The 12726-nt window shown below is 54.2% G+C and carries 11 protein-coding genes; 6 read left to right on the forward strand and 5 right to left on the reverse strand.

Going from position 1 to position 12726, the window contains the following annotated elements:
- Positions 1 to 62: 62 nt before the first annotated feature.
- The 6 genes from caiA to K5621_RS18305 all read left to right on the forward strand — a co-directional run bounded on the left by caiA (position 63) and on the right by K5621_RS18305 (position 6827).
- On the forward strand, positions 63 to 1205 hold the full coding sequence (caiA, locus tag K5621_RS18280; protein ID WP_100143423.1) for a crotonobetainyl-CoA dehydrogenase: 1143 nt from the start codon (positions 63 to 65) through the stop codon (positions 1203 to 1205).
- A gap of 116 nt (positions 1206 to 1321) precedes the next feature.
- Positions 1322 to 2548: an L-carnitine CoA-transferase gene (gene caiB / locus K5621_RS18285; RefSeq protein WP_100143422.1), complete on the forward strand. Its 1227-nt coding sequence runs from the start codon at positions 1322 to 1324 to the stop codon at positions 2546 to 2548.
- Between the two features lie 80 nt (positions 2549 to 2628).
- Positions 2629 to 4185 carry a crotonobetaine/carnitine-CoA ligase gene (gene caiC, locus K5621_RS18290; protein ID WP_100143421.1) on the forward strand — a complete coding sequence of 519 codons (1557 nt, stop codon included), beginning with the start codon at positions 2629 to 2631 and terminating at the stop codon, positions 4183 to 4185.
- A gap of 233 nt (positions 4186 to 4418) precedes the next feature.
- Positions 4419 to 5204, forward strand: coding sequence for a crotonobetainyl-CoA hydratase (caiD, locus tag K5621_RS18295; RefSeq protein WP_025010097.1), 786 nt, complete (start codon positions 4419 to 4421; stop codon positions 5202 to 5204).
- A gap of 65 nt (positions 5205 to 5269) precedes the next feature.
- Entirely contained in the window at positions 5270 to 5860 is a 591-nt protein-coding gene (gene caiE / locus K5621_RS18300; RefSeq protein WP_221049968.1) for a carnitine operon protein CaiE, read from the forward strand.
- A gap of 25 nt (positions 5861 to 5885) precedes the next feature.
- Positions 5886 to 6827 carry an alpha/beta hydrolase gene (locus K5621_RS18305; protein ID WP_221049969.1) on the forward strand — a complete coding sequence of 314 codons (942 nt, stop codon included), beginning with the start codon at positions 5886 to 5888 and terminating at the stop codon, positions 6825 to 6827.
- A gap of 158 nt (positions 6828 to 6985) precedes the next feature.
- Here the strand turns inward: K5621_RS18305 and K5621_RS18310 are convergent, their stop codons facing one another.
- From K5621_RS18310 to K5621_RS18330, 5 genes are all read right to left on the reverse strand, one after another.
- Positions 6986 to 7450, reverse strand: a complete 465-nt coding sequence (locus tag K5621_RS18310) for a TlpA family protein disulfide reductase (RefSeq protein WP_167387661.1) — start codon at positions 7448 to 7450, stop codon at positions 6986 to 6988.
- Positions 7450 to 9618, reverse strand: a complete 2169-nt coding sequence (locus tag K5621_RS18315; protein ID WP_100143418.1) for a TonB-dependent receptor plug domain-containing protein — start codon at positions 9616 to 9618, stop codon at positions 7450 to 7452. Before K5621_RS18315 ends, K5621_RS18310 begins: the two co-directional genes overlap by 1 nt.
- 223 nt (positions 9619 to 9841) lie before the next feature.
- A complete protein-coding gene (gene yjjG, locus K5621_RS18320) occupies positions 9842 to 10555 on the reverse strand; it encodes a pyrimidine 5'-nucleotidase (RefSeq protein ID WP_221049970.1) in 714 nt (237 codons plus the stop codon).
- A 99-nt stretch (positions 10556 to 10654) separates the two neighbouring features.
- Complete coding sequence (locus K5621_RS18325; protein ID WP_221049971.1) at positions 10655 to 11725, reverse strand: phosphotransferase enzyme family protein; 1071 nt, start codon at positions 11723 to 11725, stop codon at positions 10655 to 10657.
- Entirely contained in the window at positions 11718 to 12653 is a 936-nt protein-coding gene (locus K5621_RS18330; protein WP_221049972.1) for an NTP transferase domain-containing protein, read from the reverse strand. The genes K5621_RS18325 and K5621_RS18330 overlap by 8 nt, the downstream gene beginning before the upstream one ends.
- Positions 12654 to 12726: the final 73 nt, after the last annotated feature.

The following is a 12726-nucleotide window of genomic DNA, read 5'->3' on the forward strand; positions in this document are numbered from 1 at the left end:
TCGGATTATAGATTCACCTCACACCTTAACTTGATTAAATATATTTATATAGGGGAGTTTTCATGGATTATCGTTTAACAGATGAGCAGGAACTATTCGTTAAAGGTGTTCGTGACTTAATGGAAAGAGAAAATTGGGAACAATATTTCTCTGAGTGCGACGAAAATAGTCAATATCCAGAAAGATTTGTAAAAGAACTGGCTGATATGGGCATAGATAGCCTGTTACTGCCGGAAGAGTTCGGCGGCATGGAAGCCGGACTGATGACCTTGGCGGTTATCTGGGAAGAGTTGGGCCGCCTCGGTGCCCCCACCTATGTCCTGTTCCAGTTGGCCGGCTTTACTACGGTACTGAAACACGGCACCCAAGAACAGATCGACAAGATCATGGCCTTCCTGGGTACAGGTAAACAGATGTGGAACTCCGCCATCACCGAGCCGTCTGCCGGTTCCGATGTTGGTAGCCTGCTGACTACCTATACTCGCCGCGATGGCAAGATTTACCTCAATGGCACCAAGTGCTTTATCACCAGTGCCGCCGGTTGCCCATTCCTGGTAGTGATGGCCAAAGACTCAGCCTCTGAGAAACCTGTGTTCTCCGAGTTCTTCGTCGACATGACCAAGCCAGGTATCAAAGTCAGCAAGCTTCCCAAACTCGGTCTGAAGATGGACAGCTGCTGTGAAGTGCAGTTCATCGATGTTGAACTGGAAGAGAAAGACTTCTTCGGCACTGAAGGTAACGGCTTCCTGCGGGTAAAAGAAGAGTTCGACGACGAACGCTTCCTGGTGGCCTGCACCAACTATGGTACGGCTTACTGCGCCTTCGAAGACGCCGCCAAGTATGCCAACCAGCGGGTACAGTTCGGTGAAGCCATTGGCCGCACTCAGCTGATCCAGGAGAAGTTTGCCCACATGGCCATCGAGCTGAACAACATGCGCAACATGATCTACCACACAGCCTGGAAAGCCGACAACGGCATGATGACCTCTGGTGACGCGGCCATGTGTAAGTACTACTGCGCCAACGCCGCCTTCCGGGTAGTCGACCATGCCATGCAGGTCTTCGGTGGCTACGCCATCGCCGGTGAGCACCGCATCAGCCGCTTCTGGCGCGATCTGCGGGTAGACAGAGTCTCAGGTGGTTCAGACGAAATGCAGATCCTGACTCTGGGTCGTGCAGTGCTGAAAGATTACCGCAACAAATAGTTGCCCTTGAGTACCGGCCGGGCTTGCCAATCTCCCTGCTCCCGGTGAAACCGGCCGGTCGATATGACGCTGCACACAGCGCCATCTATGCCAAGAATTGCTAGAAGGAACAGATCATGTCACAACACTTGTCTATGCCTACATTCGGTCCGCTCTCCGGTCTCAGAGTGGTGTTTTCCGGTATCGAGATTGCCGGTCCATTTGCCGGGCAGCTGTTTGCCGAATGGGGTGCCGAGGTCATCTGGATTGAAAACGTGGCTTACACAGACACTATCCGGGTACAACCCAACTATCCAGAGCTGTCTCGCCGTAACCTGCATGCCTTGTCGCTGAATATCTTCAAGGATGAAGGACGCGAAGCCTTCCTCAAGCTGATGGAAACCACAGACATCTTTATCGAAGCCAGTAAGGGCCCGGCCTTTGCTCGTCGCGGTATCACGGATGAAGTCTTGTGGGAACGCAACAAAAAGTTAGTTATCGCTCACTTATCTGGTTTTGGTCAATACGGTACCGAGGAATACACTCACCTGGCCGCTTATAACACCATTGCCCAGGCCTTCAGCGGCTATCTGATGCAGAACGGCGATGTCGACCAACCCATGGCATCCTTCCCTTATACAGCTGACTATTTTTCAGGTATGACAGTAACCACATCTGCACTGGCAGCCCTGTATAAGGCGCAACAAACAGGTGTTGGCGAAAGCATCGACGTGGCCATGTATGAAGTTATGTTACGCATGGGCCAATATTTCATGATGGACTACTTCAACGGCGGCAAGATGGCTCCACGCCAGTACAAGGGTCGTGACCCTTACTATGCCGGTTGTGGTCTGTACAAGTGTGAAGACGGCTACATAGTGATGGAAATGGTCGGCGTCACCCAGATTGAAGAGCTGTTCAAAGACATAGGTCTTGGCCACCTGCTGCACACAGAAGCCGTACCGGAGGGCACTCAGCTTATCCACCGCATCGAATGCCCACATGGACAGGAAATTGAAGATGCGCTGGAACGCTACATAGGCCAGCGCACCATTGAACAGGTGCGCGAGCGCTTCGCCGAGCTGAAGATTGCCTGTGCCAAGGTACTCAGCGCCGAAGACCTGGAGTCCAACCCTCAGTACATCGCCCGTGAGTCGATCACCGAGTGGCAAACTATGGACGGCCGTACCTGCAAGGGCCCCAATGTGATGCCCAAATTCAAGAACAACCCAGGCCAGATCTGGCGCGGTATGCCAAGCCACGGCATGGATACCGATGCCATTCTCAAAGATATCGGCTACGACGAAGCCGCTATCCAAGAGCTAGTGAATAAAGGGCTGGCCAAAATCAAAGGAGACAAATAACTCCTGAAGTCGCGCGAAGGCTTGTGTTCAAGCCTTCGCAGTATACCCCGCTGAAAACGTTTTATTGAGCAAGGTGTCAAATGGATATAATAGCTGGACAAGATTTACGTCAGACTTGGGATGATCTGGCCCTCAACTATGGAGAGAAAACGGCGCTTATCGTCGAAAACCTTCAAGGGCTAGCCCAGGAATACAGTTATGCCGGGCTCAATAAAGAGATCAACCGCACCGCTAACCTGTTTCATTCGCTGGGCGTCACCAAGGGCGACAAGGTGGCACTGCATATCAACAACTGTGCCGAGTTCATCTTCTGTTGGTTCGGTCTGGCCAAGATAGGCGCCATCATGGTGCCAATAAATACTCATCTGCTGCAGGAAGAAACCGCCTACATTCTGGACAAGTGTGGTATCTCGCTGGTGGTTACCAGCAGCGATTTTCAATCACTCTATAGCTGTTTGCAGCAAGATCCCGGCTCTCCACTACAGCAGATACTGCTGATTGCCGATGAATCTGCCACCGCGCCGGCCAATATTCTCAATTTTCACCGCCTAAGGCTGGCACAACCCGACGAGCTGCAACACAGAGTGCCATTGAGCAGCAGCGATGTTGCCGAAATCCTATTTACCTCGGGCACGACTTCCCGTCCCAAGGGCGTGGTAATTACCCACTACAATCTCAGATTCGCCGGTTACTATACCGCCTGGCAATGTGCCCTTAGGGACGATGATATCTACCTGACCCCCATGCCCGCCTATCATATTGACTGCCAGTGCACCGCAGCCATGGCGGCCTTTTCGGCGGGAGCCACCTTTGTGATGCTGGAAAAATTCAGCGCCCGCGCCTTCTGGGGGCAAATCTGTAAGTATCGTGCCACAGTCACAGAATGTATCCCGCTGATGATCCGCACCCTGATGATGCAGCCGCAAATGCCCTGGGAGAAACAGCATTGCCTGCGTGAAGTATTGTTCTACCTCAACCTGTCTGATCAAGAAAAAGACGCCTTTGTCGAACGCTTTAACGTGCGTCTGTTTACCTCATACGGCATGACAGAAACCATAGTCGGCGTCATAGGCGACCGCCCAGGTGACAAGCGGCGCTGGCCCTCCATCGGCCGAGTCGGCATGGGCTATCAGGTAGAGATCCGCGATCAACAAGGGCGCCCACTACCTCCCGGCGAGACCGGGGAGATCTGCATCAAGGGCGAACCGGGTAAGACACTGTTTCGTGAATACTACAAATTGCCGGAAGAGACCGCCAAGACACTCTCGGCCGACGGTTGGCTGCACACAGGCGACTCAGGCTACGTCGATGAGGAAGGCTTTTTCTACTTTATCGATCGCAGCTGCAACATGATCAAACGCTGCGGCGAAAATATCTCCTGTGTCGAACTGGAAAACATTATTTCCGAGCATCCCAAAATTGCCGATGTCGCCATTATTGGGGTGAAAGACTCAATTCGAGATCAAGCCATCAAGGCTTTTATTGTCTTGCATGAAAACCAAACAATTACCGAAGAGGAGTTCTTCGAATATTGCGAAGAACATATGGCTAAATTCAAGGTGCCTTCTTTCCTTGAAATCAGAAAGAGTCTACCAAGAACTTGTTCGGGGAAAATAAAAAAGAAGAGTCTTTGCTAACAATCAGCCAAACAAATAAACCGAATTAAAATTTTAAGCCTTCAATATATCGAAGGCTTAAAAAGCAAACCGTAAAAACCAAAAAGTATTTGGTAAGTTGCTTATTACCAATAAATGTAATAGCTGGGTAATATCTGCTTAAGCCATAGATAATTGTGGCCTTAGGCTGGCGATAAGCGTTAACTGTATTTCGCACATACTCAGTGATATTTTAATCCAGATGGAGTATTAGCATGAACGAATCGTTACACATACGCCGCAATGGCCATATTCTGGAAATCACCCTGGATCGCCCCAAGGCCAATGCCATAGATGCCAAGACCAGTTTTGCCATGGGTGAAGCCTTTATCGCTTTCCGTGATGATCCGGAACTGCGGGTGGCAATTATCACCGGGGCCGGTGAGCGCTTCTTCTCTGCCGGCTGGGATCTGAAAGCCGCCGCCGAGGGCGAAGCCCCGGATGCCGACTTTGGTCCTGGTGGTTTTGCCGGTCTGACTGAGCTGTTCGATCTGGACAAGCCTGTTATCGCCGCCGTCAACGGTTATGCCTTCGGTGGTGGTTTCGAACTGGCCCTGGCCGCCGACATGATAGTCTGCAGCGACAACGCCAGCTTCGCCCTGCCTGAAGCCAAACTGGGCATAGTACCGGATAGCGGCGGCATGCTGCGTCTGCCCAAGCTGATCCCACCTGCGATTGTCAATGAAATGATGATGACCGGCCGCCGCATGGATGCCCAGGAAGCGTTGCGCTGGGGCATAGTCAACCGGGTAGTGGACAACAGCCAACTGATGGAAACCGCCCGAGAGTTGGCGCAGGAGATCACCCAGAGTGCTCCTCTGGCCATCGCCGCTCTGAAAGAAGTTTATCGCACCACCAGCGAAATGCCGGTGGAAGAAGCCTATCGCTTTATCCGCAGCGGTCAGCTGAAACACTATCCTTCCGTATTGCATTCAGAAGACGCGCTGGAAGGGCCACAGGCCTTTGCCGAAAAACGCGATCCTGTCTGGAAAGGCAAATAATTTAAGGAAAGCACGCCAACCGGGACAAGGATGTCCCACCCCTGCAACCCACCAGGATAAATACCATGACCTGTTATGCATTTGAAGGTCTGATCCCTGTTGTCGACCCCAGTGCCTTTGTTCACCCCAGTGCCGTACTGATAGGCGATGTGATAGTCGGCGCCAATGTCTACGTTGGCCCTCACGCTTCCCTTCGCGGTGATTATGGTCGGCTGATCCTCAAGGCCGGCAGCAACCTGCAAGATGGCTGCATCATGCACGGCTATTGCGATCAGGACACCATAGTCGCCGAAGATGGTCATATCGGCCATGGCGCCGTGCTGCACGGCTGCATCATAGGCCACAATGCCCTGATAGGCATGAACAGCGTGATCATGGATGGCGCCGAGATAGGGCCAGACAGCATAGTCGGCGCCATGAGCTTTATCAAAGCCGGCTTTCAGGGCCAACCGCGGCAGTTACTGGCAGGCTCTCCCGCCCGATATATCCGCGATGTCACAGAGCAGGATCTACACTGGAAACGCCTCAATACCCAGGAATATCAGGCGCTGGTGCCGCGCTGCCACAACTCCCTTCGGGAAGTGAGGCCGCTGACACAAGCCGAAGCCAACCGTCCCAGGCTCAAAGGGGTCACAGAGGTGACCTATAAGGCCTGATCCCCTTGCTGAATGGAGTACCCGTATGCCACTCAATCCCCAGGTTGAAACCTTCCTGCAGCAAACCTATGCCGCAGGCTTTACCCCCTATGAAGATCTGGCGCCCGAGGCCGGTCGTCATCAGGAACACAGCGATATTCCCCCGGCCAGACCACCGGAAGAGATGGCCGCCGTTGAACACAGATTTATTCCCGGCCCTACTGCCGACCTGCCGGTTAGGATTTACCGCACCAAACACAGCGAACAACCCCAACCGGCACTGATCTACTTTCACGGCAGTGGCTGGATGGTGTCGAACATAGAGATCAACGACCCCTTCAGCCGGGCACTGGCCAAGAATTGCGGCGTGGTGGTGATTGCCGTTAATTATCAAAAGGCGCCGGAGCACAAGTTCCCCATCCCCATGGATGACTGCTACGCGGCAACCCTGTGGGTGTTCAAACACGCCGAGAGACTGGGGCTGGATCCCAAGCGAATCGGTATCTTTGGCGACAGCGCCGGTGCCAATCTCGCCGCAGCGGTGGCATTGAGGTGCCGTGATGAAGACTCGGCAGATCTCGCCTGCCAGGTACTGGTTTATCCGCCGGTGCAGTACGGCTGGCACACGGCCTCGGCCGAGAAATACGCCACAGGTTTTTTGCTGCACAAGGACAGCATGAAGTACTACTGGAACCACTATCTACGCAGCCCGGCCGATGCCATTCATCCCTATTGCTCACCTTTGCTGGCAACCGACCACAGCAAGCTGCCTGCAACCTTGCTCTACTGCGCCGAATGCGATCCCCTGTGCGACGACAGCCGCCTGTACGCCGACAAGTTGGCGACTTCTGGCGTAGCCGTGCACTATCAGCGCTACCCGGGTACGATTCACGGCTTTATTAAGATGTTGGGAGTGTTCGATCAGGCCGATGAATTCCAGCGCGATGTCGGCGCCCAAGTAAGAGAGCTGCTGGCGGTCAAGGATTAACAACCCAAGCGCCTGATTTTGGCAGCCCTGAAATTGGGCACCCAAACAGCCGCCCAAAATCACCACCTCCATGGGAGGGGGTTAAGATTGACAACAAAATGCCCGGCTCGATGCCGGGCATTTTTATCTCGATGGGTTCGAGTCTGAAATTGGCTCGCTCAAGCCGCCGGGCAGAGCTGCGCCTGCAGTTCGGCTTCCCCGGTCAAACCACGATAGCCCTTAATTAACCTGCCCTTGCTGTCCAGCAGCAACAGAATGGGGGTTGCCGGAATACCGCCCATATCCCTGACCAGCTCCATTGGCGCTCTATAGGCCTCAAACGGAAAGTTGAGGCGGAACAGCGCCCGTTTCAGGGCCAGTTGATTGCCATTAACGCCGAGCGCCACCGGCTGCAGATGACCAGGGCACAGCTGATGTAACTTTTTCAGCACCGCCGCCTGCTTAACACACCAGGGGCACTCGGGCTCAAAGAACATCAACACAGCACTCTGGCCCTCGAGATGTGCCAGCGTCTGTTGTTCCTGCCCACGAAGGGGCTGGAACTGATAGTCGCGGGTCAGCTGTGAGGCCTGCAACGGCATGGCACACAGCAGCAATAATCCCAGGGCCAGGCGCTTCATCATCAGAACACCAGTTTCATGCCGGCATAGATCTCTCTGCCACGCAGCGGGCCATAGATGTAACCCACATCGAAGGCGCCTTCGGCGTCATAGAACAAGGGGCTTTCCTCGTCACCGGCCTGAGTATAGTCAAACAGGTTGCTGACCCCGGTATAGAAAGACAGGTTGTCGTTGAACTGATAGCTGGCACGCAAGTCCAGGGTAAAGTAGGACGGCGCATCAGTACGTTTCTTCGAATCGGGATCCACCTTACCGTTGGCATCCAGGCGGTTATAACCTTCATAACCGTACTGCGACAGATCGCGGCTGCCAATCCACACCAGGTTGGCGAAAAATTCCCAATCGTTGACGTCCCAATCCACGCTCAGGGTCACCCGTTCCTCGACCGGTGCCACGGCATAGGAAGACTTGAATACCGAATCATAGTCGAAGTGCTCGCCGGTAAGGTTAACCGTCAGATCATCGGTCAGACGATAGCCCAGGGCGATATCTGTGGTCACCACACTGGCCTTCTCATCCAACTGGGTCAGCAGCGGGATCCCTTGGTCGTTGGTGGTCAGCGCCGCCAGATGCTCGACTTCGGTCCAGGCCACAGAGGCAGTAGAGGTGAGTCTGTCACCCTCGTAGCTCAGGGCATAGTTCACCGAGTTGGAACGCTCCAGCTCGTCGATATCGATATCGAACCCCAATGAACCATCCAGAATGCCGTGATCAGTCTCGAAGAATGACAGCGGTGCCCGATAGCCACGACCGGCAGACAGACGCGAAGTCCACAGTTCATTGTGACGCAGGCGAATATCGACTCTGGGCGAGAGTATCGACTCGTCCAACTCCGTGCCCGGCTTGCTGGGGTCGGTAAAGTCGGCTGTGATGCTGTCGTAACGCAGCGCCATGGCCACTTCGAGGTCATCGGTCACCTGCCAGGTATCCTGCAGGTACAGGCCCTTGACGTCATAGTCAAAAGAGTCGGAAACATAGTCAGGGTTGGCGCTGCCGGCGCGGGAGTGGGAGCGCATCTCTTCGGTACGCAGATCGGCACCAAAGGTCAACAGATGGCTGTCGTTAAGTAGGTAGTTGAATCTGGCATCGAAGAACCACATCTTGTCATCGGCGGTATAGTCAAACCCTTCGTAGAAGGAGTCCTGCTTGTGCTCGGCATAGCTTACCGCCAGGTGCATGTTCCAGTCGTCGTTAAATTCCTTCAGCCAGGCAAGCGAGGCCTCGTTGCGCTCTGTCTTGATCCATTCGGTAGTTTCCCAGGCCTTGCCGGTATAGGGATTACGGATATCACCGTCTTCAAACAGCTGTTGCGGCTCACTGGGCTTATCATCAAAACCTGAGAGTACATTGCCTATGCTGGAGGCGGTGCCATCGGCAAAGCTGCTGCCCAGCATGGGGCCACCAAAGATCTCCGACTGGATATTGGCCATGCGCAGCACCAGGTTGTCAAAGTCGCCGATATCCTGAGAAATTCTGGCAGTTACGCTGCGGTTTTCCTGCAGTGGCGCCTCGTTGACCTTGTTATTGTCGGCATCGAACTGATCTCTGTCGTCATACTGAGCCACCAGCGTTGCCCGGGTGCGGCCGTCTTCACTGACGCCCTTGCCGAGGAAACCCACTTTGCGATAACCGTTTTCACCTGCGGCAACATCCAACTCGGCGCCGTTTTCGGTGGGCTCATAGCTGATGATGTTGATGGTGCCGCCGATAGCCTCAGGGGCGATCAGTGAAGCACCGGCGCCGCGGGCCACTTCGATGCGCTCTATCCCTGTGGTAGGAATGGCATCGACGGCGTAATAACCGGAAATCATGGTATGCACCGGCAAACCATCCACCAAAATAGTGGTCTGCTCGCCTTTCATGCCGTTGAGCATGATGCGTTTTACACCACACATGGAGCATTCGTTGGAGACTTTTACCCCGGGAGAGTTATCTATAGCTTCCGACAGGTTAACGGCATTTTTGTTTTCTATGATGCTGGCATCGATGACTTCCGTCTTCATTATGGTGTTAGCCAGGGTGCCGGCTTGCTCCAGCCGCTGTCTAACCCCGACTACACTGAGCCGCTCAATATTTTCTGCGGCCGGCTCCTGCGCTTTTTCTGCTTCAGCCGCCATCAACTGTGGGCTCAACAGGGCCGCCAATACAACTGCCAGATAAGTCGGTTTCACTCGGGTCGCTCCATAAAATCAAATAAAGTTGCGTCATATTATACTAATGATAATGATTATCAATTGATGAGGATCATGTTTTTTAACAGTGACACCAATATGTGAACAGATCCCCTAAAGGTATTACCCGAACAGTGACATTTTCCGGTTAAATAATGCAGAAATGCCGAAGGCCCGCATAATGGCGGGCCTTCGGTTTGAAAATCTTGCAGTCGATGCGGTATCAGCTACAAAGCTGCCTTTGCAGTTCACTCAATGAACGCACCTCGATATGGGGCTGAATCCCTTCGGGAGCCGCCTCGCCCTTAACGTTGAGCCAACAGGTATCCAGACCGGCCTTGAGGCCGCCGAGAATATCCGAGTGAGGGTTGTCACCCACCATCAATACCCGCTTACGTTCGGGCTGCTGCATCTTGGCCAGCGCATGCTCGAAAATACCCGGATCCGGCTTGGCCAAGCCGACCTCTTCTGAAATCACCAACAGCTCAAAGTGTTCGGCAAAGCCGGTCTTTTGCAACCGCACCTGCTGCAGCTCGGTAAAACCATTGGTGATAATCCCCAAGCGGGCACGCCCCTTGAGGCTATCAAGCAGCTCGGCAGCCCCGGGAAGCGGCTCACAAATATCGGCCATTGCCGTCATAAAGGCGCTGTTGAGTTCAAAAGGCGTGCGTCCGAGACGTTTGGCCCAATGACTGAATCGGGTCAGCTGTAACTCACTGGCGCTGATCTTGCCGTCCTGATAGGCCACCCACAGCGGCGCATTGGTTTGCTGATACTCGGCATAGTCGGCATCGCTGAAATCCACCCCTTGGCGGGAAAACATCAGCTTGAGCCCCCGCGGCGCATCGAACTGAAACAGGGTTTCATCGGCATCGAACAATACCCACTGGTAAGCCTGACTATTCGCGTATGGCACTCTTCTCTCCTGTTTCCCCATTCTTCTTGAAACCCCAAGCCATAACCCGAAAACATCGCGTTATGCCAGATACAAGCCGCGGATTTTACGCCCTGGTGTCGACTGCGTCCAACACGGCATCTAGCCCAAACGCAAACACGCCTTAAGGGCCTCGCTCTGCTGCAATAAGCTGAGATAGAGGGTGAACTGGTTGGCGGCTCTGTCCAGGTTGTGACCTTCGCGGTGGATATGGAAATACTTATCCCCCAACAGATAGTCGGTAAGGAAACGCACACCTATCATAAGACAAATGACTCTGGCACCCAGCCATAGACTCTGGCGCTCCAGTGGCGTCAACACCTCGCCCAGCTCTGCCAGGTAACCCCGGCAGATGGCGGCAAACACTTCGGGCCTGACTCTGACCTTATCGAGTGCAGTGGAGTCTTCGGCCTCGGGCGAGCAGAAGGTGCGCACCATGTCGCCGAAGTCATACATCAGGAAACCCTTCATGCAGGTGTCGAGATCTATGATGGCCATGCTGGACATATCACGCTTGTCGAACAGCATGTTGTTGATCTTGGTGTCGTTGTGGCAAATCCGCAGCGGCAAACCGGCGCAGGTATCTTCAAGCTCCACAAGCAGCGATTGCTGGGACAAGGCCAACTCGGCCCACTGCAGGCAGTGCTGCAGGCGCCCAAGCGGGTCCTCGGCAACCGCCTTGGAAAGCGCTTCAATTCTGCCCGGCAGATGGTGAAACAGAGGGATCACATCTTCCAGTTCATGGGGGTCGACTCGGCTCAAGGCGCGGGCGAAATGACCAAATGCACGGGCCGCCTGTTCGGCCTCGACCTCAGAGCGCACCACTTCGAGGCTCTGACTGAAAGGCAGATAGTTAATGGCGCGCCAGAATCCCTGTTCACCGAGATCCAGTGCCAATTGCTGCTCGCGGGTCATCACAGGCTTTATCAGCTGCAGTTGATAGCGACCTTCAGCAGCACACTGACTCAAATGGTCACTGATTTTGGCTGCGTTATTGACCAAGGCGTTGGGCGCTGGAAATACCTGGGTGTTGATCTTTTGCAGCACAAGTTCGCTATCGGCGCTGCGGATCAGAAAGGTGTCGTTGATATGGCCATTGCCCAGTGGGCTGATTTTGGCATCATTGGGGATCCCGAAGTGAGGCAGCACCTGCTGCCGAATAAGCTCAAGCACCCATTAACTCCTGTAATTGCTGTTTCACCCGGGCGGCGTCCTGGGGATATGTCACTCCCAACCAGGCCTCGCGGGCGGTTTCCACCCTGACACTGCGGGTAATAAGGTTTTGCTGTTGCTGACACGGCTCAGGGTCTGGCTGCTCGATTGCATTTTGCACTATCGCGGGCAGATAACACTCGGCTTTAAGATCATCGCCATGGGTTGCCAAAAAGCTTCTGAGCCCTTGCTCCAGTGCGGCAAATATATTCACCGAAAAGCCCCAGCAGGTCATGGATACCAAGGCATCGGCGGCTATCGGCCGACGTTCGCCCTGAAGCTCTCCCTCAAGGCCATGGGTGCCTTGACGAATATCGAGCCACTCCTGCACCGAAGTCAGGTACCCCCTATCATTGACCTCACACAGGCCACGATTCACCCCGCCATGCTCGGACAAAGTCAGTCCCAGCGGCCAGGCCACCATCATCCATTCATTGGGATATTGCCTAAGCCCCTCGGCCAACTGCACAAAGGCATGATCGCCATAATAATCATCTGCGGTGACCACTGCCATGGGGCCATCGACCAGATGCCTGGCACTCCAAAGGGCATGCGCCGTGCCCCAAGGTTTTTGCCTGTTACTGTGGCGCTTTGTGATATCCCTTGTCTGCCTTGCCGATACCGGCTGTGGCAGATCATCCAGCGTCTGATAACAAAGATGCCACTCAAACCCGGAAGGCAGGAAGTCGCTTAACTGGCGATGGATCTCGCGTTCAAGCTCGGGGCGGATAACCAGCACGGCGCGGGTAAACCCGGCCTTGATGGCCGAGCGTAACGCCAATTGCAGCATGGTTTCCCCATTGGGCCCCAATGCCGCCAACTGTTTATCGCCGCCAAAACGACTCCCCAGCCCGGCGGCCATAATCACCAGAGTTAATTTTGTCGCCATAAACCGTCGCATGTGTCGCGAAGAAAGCCGAGCCGAAAGAGGCGAAGCAGTATAACAGAACCACGGTTCTGAT

Source organism: Shewanella carassii (assembly GCF_019670705.1).
Lineage (GTDB): Bacteria > Pseudomonadota > Gammaproteobacteria > Enterobacterales > Shewanellaceae > Shewanella > Shewanella carassii.